Annotated in this window: 20 protein-coding genes; 9 read left to right on the top strand and 11 right to left on the bottom strand. The window is 43.5% G+C overall.

The window, feature by feature from the left end; translation table 11 throughout:
* Positions 1-41 precede the first annotated feature (41 nt).
* The 3 genes from L4C35_RS05790 to msrP form a co-directional block, all read right to left on the bottom strand.
* Positions 42-674 (bottom strand): hypothetical protein, encoded by a 633-nt coding sequence (locus tag L4C35_RS05790; RefSeq protein WP_428461990.1) that lies wholly within the window; start codon positions 672-674, stop codon positions 42-44.
* 199 nt (positions 675-873) lie between these two features.
* Positions 874-1,503 (bottom strand): protein-methionine-sulfoxide reductase heme-binding subunit MsrQ, encoded by a 630-nt coding sequence (gene msrQ, locus L4C35_RS05785; RefSeq protein ID WP_428461989.1) that lies wholly within the window; start codon positions 1,501-1,503, stop codon positions 874-876.
* Entirely contained in the window at positions 1,503-2,522 is a 1,020-nt protein-coding gene (msrP, locus tag L4C35_RS05780; RefSeq protein WP_428461988.1) for a protein-methionine-sulfoxide reductase catalytic subunit MsrP, read from the bottom strand. Before msrP ends, msrQ begins: the two co-directional genes overlap by 1 nt.
* A gap of 258 nt (positions 2,523-2,780) precedes the next feature.
* On the opposite strand from msrP, the gene L4C35_RS05775 reads away from it, so the two are divergent.
* From L4C35_RS05775 to L4C35_RS05755, 5 genes are all read left to right on the top strand, one after another.
* Positions 2,781-3,206, top strand: coding sequence for a MarR family winged helix-turn-helix transcriptional regulator (locus L4C35_RS05775; RefSeq protein ID WP_428461987.1), 426 nt, complete (start codon positions 2,781-2,783; stop codon positions 3,204-3,206).
* Positions 3,207-3,264: 58 nt separating this feature from the next.
* Positions 3,265-4,662: an MATE family efflux transporter gene (locus L4C35_RS05770; RefSeq protein WP_428461986.1), complete on the top strand. Its 1,398-nt coding sequence runs from the start codon at positions 3,265-3,267 to the stop codon at positions 4,660-4,662.
* Between the two features lie 108 nt (positions 4,663-4,770).
* Complete coding sequence (locus tag L4C35_RS05765; protein WP_428461985.1) at positions 4,771-5,265, top strand: hypothetical protein; 495 nt, start codon at positions 4,771-4,773, stop codon at positions 5,263-5,265.
* A 137-nt stretch (positions 5,266-5,402) separates the two neighbouring features.
* Complete coding sequence (locus tag L4C35_RS05760; RefSeq protein WP_428461984.1) at positions 5,403-6,527, top strand: acyl-CoA desaturase; 1,125 nt, start codon at positions 5,403-5,405, stop codon at positions 6,525-6,527.
* Between the two features lie 232 nt (positions 6,528-6,759).
* Positions 6,760-7,671: a L,D-transpeptidase family protein gene (locus tag L4C35_RS05755; RefSeq protein ID WP_428461983.1), complete on the top strand. Its 912-nt coding sequence runs from the start codon at positions 6,760-6,762 to the stop codon at positions 7,669-7,671.
* Between the two features lie 184 nt (positions 7,672-7,855).
* Here the strand turns inward: L4C35_RS05755 and L4C35_RS05750 are convergent, their stop codons facing one another.
* The 5 genes from L4C35_RS05750 to L4C35_RS05730 form a co-directional block, all read right to left on the bottom strand.
* Entirely contained in the window at positions 7,856-8,119 is a 264-nt protein-coding gene (locus L4C35_RS05750; protein ID WP_048899034.1) for an Lpp/OprI family alanine-zipper lipoprotein, read from the bottom strand.
* Between the two features lie 178 nt (positions 8,120-8,297).
* Positions 8,298-8,768: a copper chaperone PCu(A)C gene (locus L4C35_RS05745; RefSeq protein WP_428461982.1), complete on the bottom strand. Its 471-nt coding sequence runs from the start codon at positions 8,766-8,768 to the stop codon at positions 8,298-8,300.
* Positions 8,769-8,788: 20 nt separating this feature from the next.
* Entirely contained in the window at positions 8,789-9,412 is a 624-nt protein-coding gene (locus L4C35_RS05740; protein WP_428461981.1) for an SCO family protein, read from the bottom strand.
* Positions 9,409-9,870 carry a hypothetical protein gene (locus L4C35_RS05735; protein WP_428461980.1) on the bottom strand — a complete coding sequence of 154 codons (462 nt, stop codon included), beginning with the start codon at positions 9,868-9,870 and terminating at the stop codon, positions 9,409-9,411. The genes L4C35_RS05740 and L4C35_RS05735 overlap by 4 nt, the downstream gene beginning before the upstream one ends.
* Before the next feature lie 212 nt (positions 9,871-10,082).
* A complete protein-coding gene (locus tag L4C35_RS05730; protein ID WP_428461979.1) occupies positions 10,083-10,997 on the bottom strand; it encodes a polyprenyl-phosphate transporter in 915 nt (304 codons plus the stop codon).
* A 452-nt stretch (positions 10,998-11,449) separates the two neighbouring features.
* Here L4C35_RS05730 and L4C35_RS05725 point away from each other — a divergent pair, with 452 nt between their 5' ends.
* Positions 11,450-11,848, top strand: coding sequence for a VOC family protein (locus L4C35_RS05725; protein WP_428461978.1), 399 nt, complete (start codon positions 11,450-11,452; stop codon positions 11,846-11,848).
* A 247-nt stretch (positions 11,849-12,095) separates the two neighbouring features.
* The gene (locus tag L4C35_RS05720) at positions 12,096-12,419 is read left to right on the top strand and encodes a hypothetical protein (RefSeq protein ID WP_428461977.1); all 324 of its coding nucleotides are present in this window, start codon (positions 12,096-12,098) and stop codon (positions 12,417-12,419) included.
* Between the two features lie 52 nt (positions 12,420-12,471).
* Here L4C35_RS05720 and L4C35_RS05715 read toward each other — a convergent pair whose 3' ends face one another.
* The 3 genes from L4C35_RS05715 to pdsR all read right to left on the bottom strand — a co-directional run bounded on the left by L4C35_RS05715 (position 12,472) and on the right by pdsR (position 16,427).
* Entirely contained in the window at positions 12,472-13,104 is a 633-nt protein-coding gene (locus tag L4C35_RS05715; RefSeq protein ID WP_428461976.1) for a hypothetical protein, read from the bottom strand.
* Positions 13,105-13,505: 401 nt separating this feature from the next.
* Positions 13,506-15,686: a proteobacterial dedicated sortase system histidine kinase gene (gene pdsS / locus L4C35_RS05710; protein ID WP_428461975.1), complete on the bottom strand. Its 2,181-nt coding sequence runs from the start codon at positions 15,684-15,686 to the stop codon at positions 13,506-13,508.
* A gap of 51 nt (positions 15,687-15,737) precedes the next feature.
* The gene (gene pdsR / locus L4C35_RS05705) at positions 15,738-16,427 is read right to left on the bottom strand and encodes a proteobacterial dedicated sortase system response regulator (protein WP_107302696.1); all 690 of its coding nucleotides are present in this window, start codon (positions 16,425-16,427) and stop codon (positions 15,738-15,740) included.
* A 289-nt stretch (positions 16,428-16,716) separates the two neighbouring features.
* Here pdsR and pdsO point away from each other — a divergent pair, with 289 nt between their 5' ends.
* Positions 16,717-17,451: a sortase-associated OmpA-like protein PdsO gene (pdsO, locus tag L4C35_RS05700; protein WP_428461974.1), complete on the top strand. Its 735-nt coding sequence runs from the start codon at positions 16,717-16,719 to the stop codon at positions 17,449-17,451.
* Positions 17,452-17,525: 74 nt separating this feature from the next.
* The gene (locus tag L4C35_RS05695; RefSeq protein ID WP_428461973.1) at positions 17,526-17,750 is read left to right on the top strand and encodes a hypothetical protein; all 225 of its coding nucleotides are present in this window, start codon (positions 17,526-17,528) and stop codon (positions 17,748-17,750) included.
* Positions 17,751-17,752 lie beyond the last annotated feature (2 nt).

Genomic DNA, 17,752 nt, shown 5'->3' with positions numbered 1-17,752 from the left:
TTTTAGTGAGCGAAACGTTTGCGTCAGGTGTGTTTTGGTAATTATGCGGCGCTTATACGAAAATGACCTGTTAGCACAATATACTTATGAAGTATGGCGTGATCGCTGGTACGGTGAAGAGGGTGATGTATTTGTAGGTGCGCATCATCAATCGCATAACTGTCTTGCAGGGTGTTTTTTAAGCTAGTTGAGCTGCTGAGTAAACGGATCCCATCTTTTACATAGTTATCTATTTCGGCAGGTAATTGGCCAAGCCACCATGCAGGGATCTCCTTGCTGGCTTTGCTGCGATCAAACCAATGATCGGCGACAACCAATAAGTGGTTTTCTTGTTCTGGATCTTGTTGAGTAAGCACACTATCTACAGCTGTTAATAGTGCTTGGCGACGCGCTAGGTTGGCACTTAATAAGCGGTGTGCGACGATCCAAATCGTAAAAGACTGTGTTTGTAGCTTAAAAATGGGCTGAGGCAGGTTGTTAGTATCTTCAATCTGGCTAAGATCAGCATGAATACCAGACTGCAACAGGGTCGTCATAATACGACGGCAAAGGGCTTTACCTAAGTGGTTTTCGCGCATACCACGGTTGTGTACCGTAGGGTAATGCTGTTCGCATAATTGTTGGCAGTCAGCTTGAAACTGCTGGATACTGACAGTAAGTAGATCACTGACCAAGGTGGAACCTCGAAAACAACATGAAAGACAAAGTGTTAACTGAATAATACCGCTAAGATTTGATTATCCTAGCAGAAAATTCCACGATGTCTTACAAGAATTACCGAGAGAGCGACTTTTTGCTGGTTTCACCATCAAGAAGCGTGAAGCTAGCCCCATTCAACTGCGTATGTCTGCTTATTAATATGCTTATTGTTTATTAGTTTGTAGCGGCTTTTTTCCGTGTTGCTGTTTGCGGTAACCAACGTTTGAATGTCTTCCATCTAAATGCCAGTAATAAAAGAGAGATACCAATATAAATAGCGGGCTCTGTGATCCCAGATTTGACGGACCAGTAATAGTGAATTGGGCTGAGCACAAGTGCGAGATAGACGGTGTTGTGCAATGTTTGCCAGTGTTTCCCCAGTTGTCTTTGTAAGTATTGATTCGATGTCAGTGTGAGTAAGAACAAAATAACCCAGCTAATAGCGCCGATAGCAAGGTACGGTCGGCTGATAATTTCACTGCCAATTAATCCCCAGTCAAAGCCAAGGTCGAGCGTGATGTAACTCAGTAAATGAAGGCCAGCCCAAAAGAAACTGTATAAGCCAATCACTCTGCGTACTTTTATCAGCGCTGCTTGTTTAAAGTACTTCGCGACAGGCGAAATCAGCATGGTAATAATCAGGGTGTTAAGGGCGGCTTTACCTGTAAAGTGGCTGAGCCCTTGGACTGGGTCGGCCCCCAATTCTTCGGTGATGACTAACCCTACCAATAGTCCGACAAAGCTGAGTGAAACGGTATGAATAGCTACCTTGAGGTAAAAAATATGATTGGGGATTAATCGCATCAGTAATTTTTCCTTAAATCCATGCTTTTGTACAAACTGGCCACTTCTTCTTGGTAACCATTAAACATGGTCGTGGGTTGTCTGCGGCTACTGAATAAACTGCCTTCACCAATAAAACGTTCACTCGCTTGGCTCCAGCGTGGATGATCAACTTGAGGATTAACGTTGGCGTAGAAGCCGTATTCATTCGCGGCGAGTTGATTCCACGTTGTTGGCGGTTGCTTGTCTGTCAGCCTGATCTTGACGATGGATTTAATACTTTTAAAGCCGTACTTCCAAGGGACAACAAGGCGGAGTGGGGCACCGTTTTGAGGCGCAAGGTTTTTGCCATACAAACCAACGGCAACTAAAGTTAATGGGTTCATGGCTTCGTCTAAGCGCAGACCTTCAACGTAAGGGTAATCGATGCCACCACCAAGGCGACGAGAGGCTTGCCCTGGCATTTGTTTTGGATCGTATAGGGTCTCAAAGGCGACATACTTAGCATCACTCTTAGGGGCGGCAAGTTTGATCAAATCAGCAAGTGGGAAGCCTATCCAAGGGACGTTCATCGACCATGCTTCCACGCAGCGCAGGCGGTAAATACGCTCTTCTAATGTAAATTTTTTGAATAAATCATCGTAGTCCAGCGTTAGCGGTGAGTTAACCATGCCATCAATTTCGACCTTCCACGGATCGGTAATGAAGTTACTGGCTAATTCGGCAGGTGATGCTTTATCTGTGCCAAACTCATAGAAATTATTGTACTTCAATATTTTGTCTTCAGGTGTTAACGACAAAGACGCTTGGTATTGCTGAGGTTTAGTTGTAGTGAGCTGGATACGTTTATCTGGTGCAGGCCTTGTACTTTGCTTATCCGAAAATAGGTCAAAGATCCCCGCCTGTGCTTGGCTTGCGACTGGCAAGGTTGCTAACGTGATCCCCAGTTTTTTAAGAATATCACGACGCTGCTTATAGACAGTCTCTGGGGTGACGTCGTTTTCGTTGATAGCCCATCGGGGCTTCTTGATTAATTTCATCCTTGTCTCACTACTGGTATTAGAGGTTATGAGTATTGACCTTGCTCGTCGTATATTTCTTTCATTATTTTTGATTTTTATTGTGATTAAAACGACTTAGTGAGCGATTAGGATCACTCGCTGTCATGTTAGGGCGGGGAATTGGCGGTATGTGATTGCAAATAAGTGACAGGGTCGCGTTGAAAGCTTTGACCAATATTTAATAGTTAGTTAGACTAACTAACTATTAAGGGCGGTGATTTGATTGGAACCAGTATCATGCAGCTAAAAACATCGTTAGAACATATTGAACGCTATAGCGCCAAGCTGTGGCGATTGCATTGTAAAGAAAATAAAAATGAGATTTCGCTGAGCTTTAATGAATACGATTATCTCAAAGTAATTCAATACGCAGCAGCTCCGATGCGGTTGACTGACATCGCAACGGAATTAGAAGTGAGTAAACCCTCGGCGAGTGCCATGATAGTGCGTCTTGAAAAGCGAGGTTTGATTGCCCGTTTAGCTTGCCCCGATGATGCACGCGTAAACCATATAGTGCTAACAGGTACAGCCAAGGTGGAACTCGATCACGATGATGCTATTTACGCCAATTTCTCTGATGAAATAGCAGTAGCATTATCACCACAAGAATATCAACAACTTGAATCGCTCCTCGCGAAGTTGTTTACCAAGCTGACGATATAAGGTCAGTTCTACCTGCATTTTCACATGAAAATGAACGAGATTTGTTAGTATGCACGATATGCAACAGACTGTTAAATCGACAGAATCCATTACACGTCAATTTTGGCGTTACACATTGCCAACCATAGCCGCAATGCTAGTGAATGGCTTATATCAAGTGGTCGATGGTATTTTTATCGGCCGATATGTTGGTGCGCAAGGCTTAGCGGCCATTAATGTCGCATGGCCGATTATTGGCACCGTGCTAGGTGTTGGTTTAATGATCGGTGTGGGTACGGGGGCTTTATGTTCAGTCAGTAAAGGTGAGGGCGATCATAAAAAAGCACAGCGATTCTTATCAACGGGGTTTATCTTCCTACTTATCGCGAGCGTTATCGCCTCGTTAAGCTTATTTACCTTCGGTCACGATCTGCTTGTTTTACAAGGTGCGACTGGTGAAGTGCTTGCATTGGGCCATCAATATATCTCGGTACTCGCATTTGCCGTGATCTTTGCTTTTGGCTCGATTGCCGTGCCGTTTTTGCTGCGTAACGACGGCCGTCCCAATTTTGCAACGGGATTGATGGTACTGGGTGCGATTGCCAATATTGCACTTGATTATGTGTTGATTGCGCTGTTTCAGTGGGAGTTAACGGGCGCTGCTATTGCAACGGCAATCTCCCAAAGTTTGGTTACTTTCATTGGTTTAGGGTATTTCTTCACCGATAAAGCCGATTTGCGTTTAACTCGCAAAACATTATCGTTTTCCCTTACGCATTGCCGTGGTATTGCATGGATTGGTTTATCTAGCTTCTTTATGTATGCATACGGTAGCTTCATGGTTGCATTGCATAACGTACAGTTTATTAAGTACGGTGAAGTGACTATGGTGGGGGCGTACGCCATATTAGGTTACATTGTCACGGTTTACTACTTAGTGGCTGAAGGTGTCGCTGGTGGTATGCAGCCTTTAGTCAGCTATAACCACGGTGCGGGTAATCAAACGAATATTCGTAAAGCACTTAAGCTAGGTATGGTGGTATCAGTTGTTGTTGGTGTGCTATTTGTGATTGTGGTTAATATTGCACCGCATCAATTTGCGAGTATTTTTAATAGCGAAGACAGTAAACTGATTGATCACACTGTACTGGGTTTACGATTGCATTTATTTGCGATGTTCCTTGATGGCTTCTTAGTGGTGACGGCGGCTTATTATCAATCCGTAGGCAAAGGCTCTAAATCTTTGTTCGTGACCATTGGTAACATGCTTGTTCAGCTGCCATTCTTGTTCTTGCTACCGCTTTGGCTTGGAGCGGAAGGGGTATGGTTAGCTTTACCATTATCCAACATTGCGTTGAGTAGTGTGGTGGCCTTTATGTTATATCGAGATATTAAGCAGCTTGATGCGCTACATCTCGCTAAACACGCAGAGCATGACGTAAATACATCAGAGGCAAGGGCCGAAACATTAGCGTAAATGATGTAAAGTATTAAAAGGGCAGCTTAGGCTGCTCTTTTTGTTTGTGTGTCGCATTGCTTTAAGCATGCACGTTGTTTTTATTCATCATGTTATATAGGCCATACGGTGAAGAACTTTCATCTCAATCTTGAATTGCAACATATCTATTTAGAAGTGAACGCAGAACGTTTTCATTATTTGCCCTTATTTTTTGAATCTTATTACTGCCACCGACATGGGATCGTCACTAATAATGACAAAGTGGATTGGGAAGGTATTTTTAAGGTTGCACCACGTTCACTACTAGCGCAGCGCGTGACTGATCGAAAGCAACTAGTACGTGAGTGGTTTTTACCGTCAGCGGTGCTTATCGGTCAGCTGAAAGCAATGGTCAGAGATGAGCAGTTATCATTAACGGCTTTGCAAACAGCGCTAGATCAAAAGCTGTTTTATGTTGTGATCACCCGAGAAGAGCAGGCCAAACTTAAACAGCAAGGTAGATTGAAATCCATGCCTGCGTCTTATTATCAAACTAGTCATAAAGATTATGGTAACCCGTTTACACGCTTCCTAAATGCCGATATCCATCTTGGTGATGAATGTAAAATATCGCAACAATAAAACTCTTATTGCACCGCGGTTAACATAATGAGTTTCCTGTTTACATTTATTAACATAATTCGCAAATAGTCATTGACCTACAAATTGTCGGTGATTATTCTAGCGTACACTTGTTCGCTGAGTTGAGAGTTATGCAGATGGAAACGAATAAACCGCCAGTGATTTGGCTAAATGTGGCAATTTTTAGCCTAACCTTTGCCGTTGCTGTAATAGGCACGCCTTTATATGCGTATTACGTCGGGTTTGATTGGGCACAAGGGCTGATGTTATTGGCTGCATTTAGCTATTGTGGTTTGTCTATTACTGCGGGGTACCACCGCCTTTGGTCGCATAAAGCGTATGAAGCCAATAGTGTACTGAAGTTTATTTTTGCACTGGGTGGGGCATTTGCCTTGCAAAACAGTATTTTGCATTGGTCTTCCGATCACCGAGTTCATCACCGCCATGTTGATAACAATGACAAAGACCCATACTCAGCTAAGCGCGGTTTCTTTTATAGCCATATAGGCTGGATGTTGCGTGAGTATCAAGCCTCGCGTTACACTGATTATTCCAATTGCCGAGACTTGCAAAAAGATAGCGTTGTTATGTGGCAACATCGCAACTATGCATGGTTAGCGCTGACAACTAACGTTGGTATTCCTCTTGCCTTTGGTTTGAACCATGGCGATGTATGGGGGGCATTGTTGTTGGTTGGTGTGGTCCGTTTAGTGCTTAGCCATCACACTACATTTTTTATCAATTCATTGGCACACATCTGGGGTTCTCAACCTTATACTGATAAAAATACAGCACGCGATAACGGCTTGTTAGCCTTTTTAACCTTTGGCGAGGGGTACCATAACTACCATCATATTTTTGAAAACGATTACCGCAATGGTATTCGCTGGTGGCAGTTTGATCCGACAAAATGGTTAATTAAAGCGTGTTCATGGTTCGGCCTGACCAAGAATTTACGTAAATGCCCAGAAGATCGGATTGAAAAAGCGCGTGCGACTATGCTGCTTAAAACACTCCAAACAAAATTGGCTGACGCGCCAAATAGCCAAGTGCGACTTGAGCGCTTGGAAGAAGAATACGACGCTTTGATGCTGAAAATCTCGGATTACTACTGCGCACAAAAACGTATGCTTGAATTACGAAAAGCACATTTAGTGAAGCATTATGAAAATTTTGAATTTGTTCAACAGTATGAGCAAATGAAATCGCGCCTTGATGAACAACGAAAAGCGTGGAAGTTGGTAACGGCGCAATATGCATAAACCTATGCAATCGCCTGCAACATGGCTTTAAATTAAATATCACTATTATTGTAAAGTCGACAAGAAGGTGGCAGATGCCGCCTTTTTTGTTATTTGGATGACAATTGCGTGAGTTTAATCTGCTATAACAATAAATAAATTGTCTCGGTATTATTCCTGAGAGTAACGCAACCAACGAACAGTAGAGAATTTGCCATACTTATAAGCACATAAGATGGCAGGAGGCGCAGCAGTGTATCGCTCATTACTTATATCATTAACATGTTTAGCATCATCGATTGCCAATGCAATTGAATATCCACTACCAGAAGATAATAGTAATTTGATTGGTACTATGGAGTACTATCAAGTAGAGAAGGGCGATAGTCTTGCCGACATAGCAAACAGTTACAATGTGGGCTTTTTAGCGTTGCTGGAAGCAAATAAAGGTGTCGACCCTTTTTTGCCGGCTCCTGGGAAATTATTAGCTATTCCGACACAACTTATTTTACCTAAAGTTGATCGTGAAGGCGTGGTGATAAACTTAGCTGAGCTGCGTTTATATTACTTTCCTGATGATCAGGATGTCGTGCATGTGTTTCCGATTGGTATTGGTCGAGTCGGGCGTGAAACGCCATTAATGACCACCAAGATCAGTCAAAAAACCAAGCATCCAACGTGGACACCCACTGCAAATATTCGTAAAGAATACCGTGAAAAAAGAGATATTGAGTTACCAGCGGTAGTCCCTGCTGGTCCTGAAAACCCATTAGGTGATTATGCAATGCGGTTAGCGCACGGTAATGGACAATATTTGATCCATGGTACTAATAAAGACTTTGGTATTGGGATGCGTGTGAGTTCTGGCTGTATTCGAATGAATCCGTGGGACATCGAATGGCTTTTCCCACAAATACCGAAAGGCACCAAGGTACGTATTATCGACCAAGCGCTCAAGCAGACAGAAGAGCCTGATGGTTCTTTATATGTCGAGGTGCATCAGCCACTGTCAAAGACAGAATCTCAGTTAGGTAAAGATAAAACAGTGAAAGCCGACGAAGATCTTTTGCTTACCATCGCGAATGATGACAGAGCTTATGCCCGACTTAATGCTGCATTGAATTTACAGATGGGTATTCCTGTTGAGATTAAAGCGCTGAACTAGCAATAGATAATGCTGCTATGGAGGCTAAGAAAGGGAAAGTGATATCAAACCATAACGGTGTGGAAGGCCAAGGTTAGACATCAGCTGTTATTCGACTTTAGAGTAACCAGCTTGAGCGAGGTTTAAGATAGCGGTAACAAAAAGTGGTGCAGCTAAGTGCACCACTTTTTCATTACAATATTGCTTATTTTGTGTATGAGCTAGCCATGTTGTCAATACGCTGATTAGCACGCATTGCTTCTTGGTATGCTGCATCAGACGACGCTTTCGCATCGTTTACTGCACCGGCCATTTGGTCTTGTTGGCTTTGTAACGCACCAACTTGATCAGATAGCATGTCTACTTTGTTAGTTAGTTGTTGCATTGCGTCTGGCTCATCAGAACTAGAACAACCCACAAGAGCTGCACTTAAGATGATACCAGCAAGGATAGGTAATGAACGATTCATTTTTTTACATTCTCCTAGTTTGCCACTACAAACCGAGTAACAAAATGTTTTAGTCGGCAAATTGATTATGGCATAACTTCCTAAAAATGCTCGTTAAAAAATCTAATTGTTCAAAATTAGCGCTCTCAATCGCGAGAAATCTGTCTGCATCGCTGATGTTTACTTGGTTTTGGAATGCTTACTGGGTTTTAGTTTTTGTGGTGTGAGCATGTGTTTTTTTCATTCCAGCCATCACTTTTTTCACTGGAACAGACAGCTCTTTTTCTTCGCCATTGGCAAATTTTAGCGTCAGTTTAATGGCTTCTCCTTCCTGCAGATCACCTTTTAAACCTAACAGCATGATATGCATACCCCCAGGCTTTAATTCCGCTATGCCATTTGCTGGAATATCGATGCTGTTTACTTTGCGCATTTGCATCATGCCGTCCGTCATAATGTGATTGTGTAGCTCGACGACATCCGCAGCATTACTTTGTGCATCAATAATTTGGCGTGCTGTGTCTTCTTTATTCATCAAGTGCATGAAGATGGCACTGTTAACTGCATTGGGCGGGGTGGCACGTGCGTAAGCATCATGAACCATCACATCCGCTGAAGCTGTTGTTGATGCTAATAGAAGAGCAGAGCAGGCAAGCGTCTTTAGTTTCATTCTTATTTCCTTATGTTGAGCTAATTTGTTGCCAGCTGTTGTGGCAGATTACGCGTAATAGCATCGACTAAAATGGCGCTATTTAAGGTGTGTGGCACTTTTTCAACGAGCGTGCCATCAGGTTGTAATAGGTAAAAATATGAGCTGTGGTCGACCGAGTACTTCATCGCCGAATCTTTCATCTCGGTTCGCATGTAAAGTACGCCGTATTTCTCGGCAAGTGCTTTTATTTGCGTATCTGATCCTGAAAGGCCGGTAATGTTCGCGTGGAAATAGCCTGCATATTCAGCACTCTTCGCGGGTGTATCGCGATCTGGATCTAGGGTAATAAAAGCAGGCCAAAGTTGCGTTAAATCGTCTTGTGATAGCGACTGTAGCGCCGCTGATAAAACGGCCAGTGAGGTTGGACATACATCGGGGCAATGGGTATAGCCAAAATAGACAATGCGTAACCTTTTATCATCCTCTGCAAATAAGTTAATGGTTTCTTTGCCACTGTACAGCGAATGAATATCGACAGAACTGTTTTGTCCCTGACTGGGAGCTTGTGTTGTTGATGCCGTGTTGCCGTTTTGATCAACAATAAAGCGTGTGAGCAAGCCAGCGCCGAGTGCTAAGGCTAAAACAATCCATTGGAATTTCATTGGGTCATCCTTACTGAAATGGGCAGAGGTTCGATCATTAAATCACTATCAATGGGCGCGATAGTACCAAACCAAGTCATAGTATCTGATGTGCACACTGGCAGTAATAAATCGCCAGTGAATGCTTGGTTGGTGTCGCGTGTTAGCAAGAGTTTGTAAGTGCCCATCATCATTTCATGCCCCTCCAGTGACAGCATTATGCTATTTACGTCTTTTGGCAGAGCATTCCAATTTACCGATAATCGATTGCTGACCATAGGAGCAACGCGATCTTTTTCGAGAGACAAAGTTGCATCATCCACACGGCATGGCGTGCGACTAAGTTCGCACTCAGAAACCAAGGCTATGGTCGGGTTTATATAGCGATTAATAAGCTCATAACTTGCGATACCGACTGCAAAAAAGAAGAGGCTTTTAATGGTTAAGCTCAGTGGCGAAGATAAAAGTGCTAGATTCATAATGGTAGTGGATTGTTTTGTAACAACTTTGTGAATCTTAGCATTTGTTTTAACAAGCAGCAGTTTGAAGGTTGATTTCTGTGAGCAAGCTAGGCTATCGCGGTGTTGTTATTGGTGAATTTTTCTAAGGTTGGTGTGTTTTAAGCGGGATGTGGACAGTGTGAAGAATAAAGCGCCACGGAAGGCGCTTTGATTGGATTACTTAGATTGGATTACTTGTCGCTTGCGAACTTCTCTAAGCCCCAAACTAAACCAAAACCCAGCATCATGGCGATAACCGCGTAGATAACCAGTGAGGGTTGCCCGGTAACTTGTTCAAAGTTAAAAGGCGATAAGTTCTGTTCTAATAACGGCACTTGTTGGCCACTAGAGTTGGTACGCCACGTTAATGTTTCTTTCCATGGCCAGATTTTGCTTAGGGTACCAATCATTAAACCGGTTAAGAAGGTAAGGGCGATGTCGCGGTAGTTGCGCAGTACCCAAGACAATACGTGCGAGAAGCTTAGCAAGCCAATGACACAGCCTGTCGCAAATAGTGCCAAGGTAATAATATCAAGTGATTTTGCTGCTGCTAAAACAGGGGCATACATGCCCAACAGCAGCAAGATGAAGCTACCTGAAATACCCGGCAAAATCATGGCGCAAATTGCGATTGAACCTGCAAGTAATAGGTTTAATGATGTTGGCTCCATGTGTAGCGGGTGCAGTACTGTAATACCGTAAGCAAAAGCTGCACCTGCAATTAAGGCCACCACTCGGTTTAATTTCCAGCTTTCAATCTGCTTTAGCATATGAATAACAGAAATGATGATTAAGCCAAAGAAGAATGACCACAGTGGGATTGGGTGAGTGTGCAGCATCCAAGTTATAACACGTGCCAAGGTAAAAATACTGGTTAGGATCCCGCCAAATAATGCGATCAAAAAGACGCCATTAATGTGCTCAAATGCCGCTTTGAAGCCTTGATTGCGCCAGATTTTTAGAAGACTTGGGTTAATACGACGGATGCTCTCAAGCAGCGTATCGTAAATTCCTGTGATAAATGCAATCGTGCCACCAGAAACGCCGGGAACAACGTCGGCTGCGCCCATTGCCATACCTTTTAAGAAGGTGAAGAGCTTACTCATTATGTCCTTTTTACCTTGTATCGAAAGAGATTTTCCGCAGCATTATACCCTGAGCTTAATCAAAAGTGACGTTATTCATTGGCCATTGTTACTCACTTTTTGATTTGTTGGACAGAGATAGGAATTTGATGGTGGTTGAACTAAAGGGGAGTTGGGAACTTTATTCAATATAATTAATTTAATAATCATATGCTTATCTATAATGTTATTGGGTATAAAAAGGCTTAACTATATCTAAACTGACTCAGTTAGTTCTTGAAAATGTGCCGCAAGTAGCAAACCTATGATTTAAAACAAGGTTTAGAGCAATAATGACTTGACGGTATAGGGTCCAATTGCCACAGTTGAAATATATACAGCGCAATGCTTATTGAGCTTGTAGCATTTGTTACTTTGGTCACTTCCCCAGTTACACCAAAGCATAAAAAACTATAATCAGAGGACGATGAGAAATGATACCTAGAGATGCAACATTACGTGTTGTTCGCCCAACCGATAACCTAAAAGCCATTGCCGTGATGTACAGCAAAGCCTTGGGTTTTGAAATGGTCAAGCAATTTGAAGATCATGATGGATTTGATGGCGTTGTGCTAGGTCACGCGAAACACCCTTACCACCTTGAGTTTACGCACCAGCGCGGTGTGACGGTTGGTCGAGCGGCGACGTTAGATAACCTGTTAGTTTTCTACGTAGCCTGTAGCCGTGAATGGGAACGTGCGTGTCGTAACATGATCGATGCAGGTTTCAACGTTGTTGAATCTAACAATCCTTATTGGAATGGCGTTGGTAAAACGTTTGAAGATGTTGACGGTTATCGTGTTGTGCTTCAAAACCGAGATTGGTCACTATAAAAGCGTAATGAATCACTGACGCCTGCGCATTGCTTTACAGAATATGTTGAATTCCTGAGTGCGCTATTGTGAAAAGAGAGTGATTTATACCGTAATGCTTCGTAATGTAAGAGCATAGTCTGCTGACTATGCTCTTTTTTCATCATAGCTTTTTAAAGTTAATGCTGTCTCATATTCTAGCCAACCTCATGCTCTGTTTTTTGCTTAACTGATTTAGCGAATTGATTGCGCGTATGAGGTGGGGCTTATGGCTAAAATTAGTATCAACTTTGTTAATATCAGTCTCGGTGCTAGAGACACAGTAAAAAAAAGTGTTCTAGTGTGGGGCCTTGGCGGGATATTACTGAGTGTTGGAACCTTTGCTCAAGCTGAGTATTTATTATCTAAACAGGAGTATATCCAACTTTGTTTAGACACTTATGGTGCCGATATGATCACCCAGTCAGTGTGCGAGCAAGAATACATAGCTTTAGTGGAAAAAGAGAAAGAGTTACTCATTGATGTTGATAGCGATGAAAGTGAGCATGCCTCGGCTGACAATGTTTTGCCTGAAGTGAAGGACGAAAACTGAATGTAGCGATAGCCGCTTGAATGTTTCATTGCCTTGAATTAACTGATTGTTGTTAGATGTTATTGTTAATATCAATATAGTGCTGAATAGGTTCGGAGTGGATCAAATTAGCAAAAACAGAACAAGGCTCAGCGGGGAATTCAATTTTATGCTGCTGGTTGCCAATAATAGCGAGCAATTGGTGCTCTGCGTATTTCTTGGCGTCTAATCGTTGTTGAGTATTGAAATAGACAAGCAGTGGTGACATTAAGTTTTGATCGACTTGTTGTAATAAGTAGTAGCAGTGGTTAATCGACATGCTGTTCACAAGCAGTGAGATGGCTTCTTTATTGGTTGTGATTGTATCTTCATTGACATTGAGCTGTAATAAGCGTTGCCAGACATGGGTCGACAGTAACCCCATCACCACATATTCAGGTTTCTGATAGGCATTAAGTAAGGCTTTTTCGTAATCATCACGCACCATATTTTCATTCCCGTCCGCACCAAATAAAGAGTCATTATTCATCTCGATAAACGCAGGCAGTTCAGCGGAGCTTACTTGCCATTTAGCCAGTAAACTTAAAGCGCTGTATTGGTTAAAGGGTAAATCGATATGGTGAGTAGATTCAAATGGCTCACAATAACTTGGTGTGCTTATCAGCACTAACAAACCTAGCATCAAACCGTGATAGCACCGCTTCACAATAAATATCCCTTTTAAATATAGCGTTAAACTTTTTGACTTGAAAATCAGCCTAAAACAGCATTGGTGGTTTAGAGAATGAGCATTGTTGTCGCTTACTTGAGTTAAGCAATGCTTGATGCGAATGAATGGGAGTCAGTGCTTAGAAAGGATGCGCTGTTTCACAATATTTCAGGCTTTTTAAGGGGAGCTACAAATAAAACGATAAGCACTATCGCTGTTCAGGTTTTATCTAGCTACCCCGAAATATGATGAATTTATAAACCTTTAACCGTTCGGTAACCGACGATGAATATTCGTCAGTTGGAGGTTTTTTTATTGGAGAAACAACAATGCATGACTCTCATTTTGAAATCTTGATCGCAGTGGTTGCCATTGTTATGACGGTATTACTTTACCGTTTAACTATTTTGTAACTTCTCTGTATGCGGGAACTTGATTGTTACTGCCACTCCTGTCCCGTCTGCTTTATTTTTAATTTGTATATCACCGTGATGATAATGAGTGATAAGGCGAGCGATATATAACCCTAGCCCAAGGTGCGGCTTACTTTTCTTTTCTTGTGCTCGTATTGAAACCATAGAGTTCAGTAATTGATTTTCCATGTTTTCGGGCAGTAACGGCCCATAGTTACTGACGGTTAATGAAGCATAGTCTGCGTGCTTGTCTAATATCACGCTGATTGGCTTATCATCTGGGCTGAATTCTTCTGCATTGGCAATCAGCTTGTCGAGTAGCTGTGCCAAATAGTCGGGGGCACCTTCAAACATGAGTGGCTGCTCAGGTACGTCAACAATGAACGCCTGTTTCGGAAAGGCCATCTGGTAGCCTTGTAAACAGCCAGAAACAAGCTCGTTCAGTGGAAAGGTTTCTTTCTCTGCCCCTTGAATGCTCTGTTCGATGCGGGTTGCTTCCGTCATGCTTGATAGAATGGTACTAAGTCTATGAATACCGTCTTCTGCACGCTCAATATAGCGTTTTGAATCTGCATCGGTATTGTGCATAGAGAGGTTCTCTAACGACGAGCGTACCACAGCAACAGGCGTGCGGAGTTCATGAGACAATCGTGACGAGAGATGCTCAAGGTAATGGTGATACTGGCCTAATCGCCCCACCATCGCGCTCAAACTGCGTGATAAATCACCAATTTCATCTCTGTCTTCACTGGCCACCATGTCTTGCTTAATTCGGCCTTGGCTATCAATCGCAATTTCGGCTTCATCGCGTAATCGGCGGATACGAGACGATATATTGGAAGCGAACAAAAATAGTGTAACGGTACCAATGGCAATGATGGCAATAAACACATTGAACAGCTTTTCCAACGCGCGATTGCGGAGCATTTGAATGCCAACGGTTGATTCTTCAGCAATCACAGCCCCCATCACTTTGTCACCCAGCCAGATAGGGTAGGCGGCAGATAGGATCAAAGCTTTGCCATCGGACGACATCCGCCACTGTGAATAGCCGCGGCCTTGCAATGCCTGCGCAACGGGTACGCCTTTTAGCCACGCGGCATCTTGGGCATTGTCTGAAAACGCTTCGGGCTCTGAAATGAAAAAACGGTAATAAATGGGGTGGATATAGGCTTCTTCAAATTGTGTCCACCATGAATTATCCCGATCGTCATATTTGACCGAGGTCGACCACACGCCATTTGAATCTTGAATATCCCCACTTTGCGCCAGCACGCGCTGGTGGCGGTCGATAACCATAATACGTGAACTGGTGTGGCCCATACCTTTGAGGATTTTATCGATCTCAGGCGAGGGGATTAATACCGTGCCTAAGCGACTCGCTTGCGAGGTGTTTGAGGTACCAATAATGGCATCGATCATCCGATTTGATTGATTGTTGACATCATAAAAGGTGAACCCTAATTTGCTGCCAAGATCCGACAACGGTAGTCGCAATTCAATGTTGTAGCCATTGTCTGTGGTGCGCCAATACCCTTGAATATGATTGGCTGGTGTTAAGTTGCTAGGATCAGAGATATCCCCATTAACTTCAAACGCGTTGACCCAGCCGTCTTCATAGGCGGCGATGACATAACGGTGAAACACGTCATCGGGTGAAGTAAAAGCCACAATCAGGTGATCATTGCGATCGACCCGCAGTGAATTTTTTCGGCGCATCACAGGGAATTGATCATTAACGTCAAACATGGCATACAAATACCCTTGGTATTTCCCTATAGTGTGACGAAAGCTCAGGCTATCAGCAGAGTACGGACGGCGGCTAAATTGGCTAAACTCACGCCCGTAGTGAGTCATGTTTGTTTGGTATGCTGCCCAATCGGTTAAGCGACCATCCAGTTTAATTGGTGATTGCAGGCTATAGGCGTATAAGTCACGGCCTTTTTTGACGTTGCTGAGAAAGCTGGCTTGATCATTAAATAGGTTAGGGCGCTCATTCAAGGCCGTTGCCACTGCACGGGTTGTCCCAATCAGCGTCTGTTCTTGGCCTTGACGCAGTAACTTCTCCATCTCCCAGACATATTTGTAGCCAAGCCACGGCAATGCCAATAGCAAGCTGGAAATGAGAATAACCTTAGTACGAAGGCCTACTGCGAATTTAAACATAATCTGTCCTACAACCTATATTCTTGCTTTTTATCATCGAGATACCGCGGTTTACTCGCCGCCCCAGCGATAACCCATGCCATAGACGGTATCGATGCGATCAAATGCGCTATCACTTTGTACAAACTTTTTCCGAATGCGTTTAACGTGTGAAGTAATGGTGCTGTCATCTACCACAACCTGTGCTTCCGTCATTAAGTCTTGACGGCTTTTCACATGACCTGGGCGTTTGGCAAGCGCATAAACCATCCAAAATTCGGTGACGGTAAGTTCGACAGCTTGCTGTTTCCAACATACCTGCATGCGGTTCTTATCTATGGTTAAGTGGCCGCGTTCCATCAGGCTGTCTTGTTCAGTGGGCATCGCCATTAAATCACTGCGTCTAAATAAGGCGGCTATGCGGGCAATCAAATGGGGCAAACTGGTGTCTTTGGTTAAGTAATCATCGGCGCCCATTCTTAGCCCACAGACGGTGTCGAAGTCGCTATCACGGGCGGTTAAGAAAATGATCGGCACCGTTGGCGACATCGCCCGTAATGATTGGCATAACGAAAAGCCACCGTCGATCTCATCTTGCAGGCCGATATCAATAATGGCTAAGTCAGGCAATTTCTGCTCAAACGCGTGCAGGGCATCGGGACGGTTGTCGTAGCCATGTACCATATAACCATGCTTTTTGAGTACATCGGTGTAGTTTTCTCTTATCGCTGCTTCGTCTTCAACAATCGCAATATTTTTCATTATGGTTTCTGCTAATAGTATTTAGGCCTATTGGATTGAAGTGACTATACAACAAAAAGTTAGGGAAAAAAGGGGGGAAACCAGATTGCCTTTTTTTTGCCACATTTGATCAGCACATTGCCTTTTTTGCTCCCTAAGATTGCCAGATCTTCTTGGTTTAATTACCTCATCGAAACGGCGACGAGCATTATCTAGCCCATTCAAGAGTCAGAACAGGCTTTTGTCTCACTAGACGGCCAGGTAACTCGGTAACGCCAACCTTACTAAAAACAGAATGAGGAACATCATTATGAAAAAGCAGCTTATCTCAACACTTATCGCCGCAACATTTGCAACCTCTATGATGGCTCCAGCCGCTTACGCAGATGAAGCAGTAAAAGATGAATACAAAGTCGGCCAGCAAGAACAATTAATTGGTGCGGGTTCAGGCGCAGCAGTGGGTGTGTTAGTCGGCGGCCCTGCTGGTGCGGTCATCGGCGCAATTTTCGGTGGCATTATTGGTACCACGGTTGGTCAGGAAGATTACATTAAGGCGCAAGATGCTGAAGTGAGTGAATTAACCGCGCGTAATACCGAGCTTGAAAAAGTCAGTCAGCGTTACAACCAAGCACAAATTGAAATGGCGCGTTTACAGCAAGCGAATGACAACCAACGTCAAATTGATTTAGCACTAGAGATGAATGTTCATTTCCGTACGGGCTCTGCAGAGATTGAACCGCAATTTCAACGTCAGCTAGATGATATTGCTGAGTTGATGAAACAAGCACCTGAGGTGAATTGGCAGCTAGCAGGTTATGCGGATCGTCGCGGTGATACTCAGAAAAACTTGGACCTTTCAATGCGCCGTGTCGATGCGGTACGTGACTATTTAGCAATGCGTGGTGTGGATAGCGAGCAGTTTGAGATTGATGCCATGGGTGATCAGTTCCCTGAAAAAGCAGAGCAAAACTTCGAGGGTGATTTCTTCGACCGCCGCGTAACCTTGCGCAGCCAGCAAGACGATACCCGCATGGTACAGTTTTAATTTCGTGGCTATGTTTGAGCTTAGCTATGTATGAACCTAGCTATGTTTAGCGTAATGATGTGGATGGAGTGATTATGCCAACAAACCAGCATACCGAGGAGGCACCATTATGGGTGCTTCCACTGGCGATTCTCATGATATTAGCCCTGCAACTGGCTGCGAATTTTGATGATGCCCAGCATCAGAAGATCAACACCTTACATGGAGAGACTTTGCAGTTATGGCAAGCATCGGAACGTGCAATAAAAGCTGCGCCTTATAATACGGTGGAGACCGCGACGAATACCATCATCAGCTAATA

Source organism: Photobacterium kagoshimensis, assembly GCF_050337045.1.
GTDB lineage: Bacteria > Pseudomonadota > Gammaproteobacteria > Enterobacterales > Vibrionaceae > Photobacterium > Photobacterium kagoshimensis.
The sequence above is the reverse complement of the archived record's forward strand: the minus strand, read 5'-3'. Positions and strand labels throughout refer to the sequence as shown.

Bases quoted from the DNA above. Each gene is read 5' to 3' on its own strand.
- L4C35_RS05735 (WP_428461980.1), bottom strand. From the start codon at position 9,870: ATGAATCTAGCACTTTTATCTTCGCCACTGAGCTTAACCATTAAAAGC.
- pdsS (WP_428461975.1), bottom strand. From the start codon at position 15,686: ATGTTTAAATTCGCAGTAGGCCTTCGTACTAAGGTTATTCTCATTTCC.
- L4C35_RS05730 (WP_428461979.1), bottom strand. From the start codon at position 10,997: ATGAGTAAGCTCTTCACCTTCTTAAAAGGTATGGCAATGGGCGCAGCC.
- L4C35_RS05695 (WP_428461973.1), top strand. From the start codon at position 17,526: ATGCCAACAAACCAGCATACCGAGGAGGCACCATTATGGGTGCTTCCA.
- L4C35_RS05760 (WP_428461984.1), top strand. From the start codon at position 5,403: ATGGAAACGAATAAACCGCCAGTGATTTGGCTAAATGTGGCAATTTTT.
- L4C35_RS05750 (WP_048899034.1), bottom strand. From the start codon at position 8,119: ATGAATCGTTCATTACCTATCCTTGCTGGTATCATCTTAAGTGCAGCT.
- pdsR (WP_107302696.1), bottom strand. From the start codon at position 16,427: ATGAAAAATATTGCGATTGTTGAAGACGAAGCAGCGATAAGAGAAAAC.
- L4C35_RS05740 (WP_428461981.1), bottom strand. From the start codon at position 9,412: ATGAAATTCCAATGGATTGTTTTAGCCTTAGCACTCGGCGCTGGCTTG.
- msrP (WP_428461988.1), bottom strand. From the start codon at position 2,522: ATGAAATTAATCAAGAAGCCCCGATGGGCTATCAACGAAAACGACGTC.
- msrQ (WP_428461989.1), bottom strand. From the start codon at position 1,503: ATGCGATTAATCCCCAATCATATTTTTTACCTCAAGGTAGCTATTCAT.
- L4C35_RS05725 (WP_428461978.1), top strand. From the start codon at position 11,450: ATGATACCTAGAGATGCAACATTACGTGTTGTTCGCCCAACCGATAAC.
- pdsO (WP_428461974.1), top strand. From the start codon at position 16,717: ATGAAAAAGCAGCTTATCTCAACACTTATCGCCGCAACATTTGCAACC.
- L4C35_RS05775 (WP_428461987.1), top strand. From the start codon at position 2,781: ATGCAGCTAAAAACATCGTTAGAACATATTGAACGCTATAGCGCCAAG.
- L4C35_RS05770 (WP_428461986.1), top strand. From the start codon at position 3,265: ATGCAACAGACTGTTAAATCGACAGAATCCATTACACGTCAATTTTGG.
- L4C35_RS05720 (WP_428461977.1), top strand. From the start codon at position 12,096: ATGGCTAAAATTAGTATCAACTTTGTTAATATCAGTCTCGGTGCTAGA.
- L4C35_RS05745 (WP_428461982.1), bottom strand. From the start codon at position 8,768: ATGAAACTAAAGACGCTTGCCTGCTCTGCTCTTCTATTAGCATCAACA.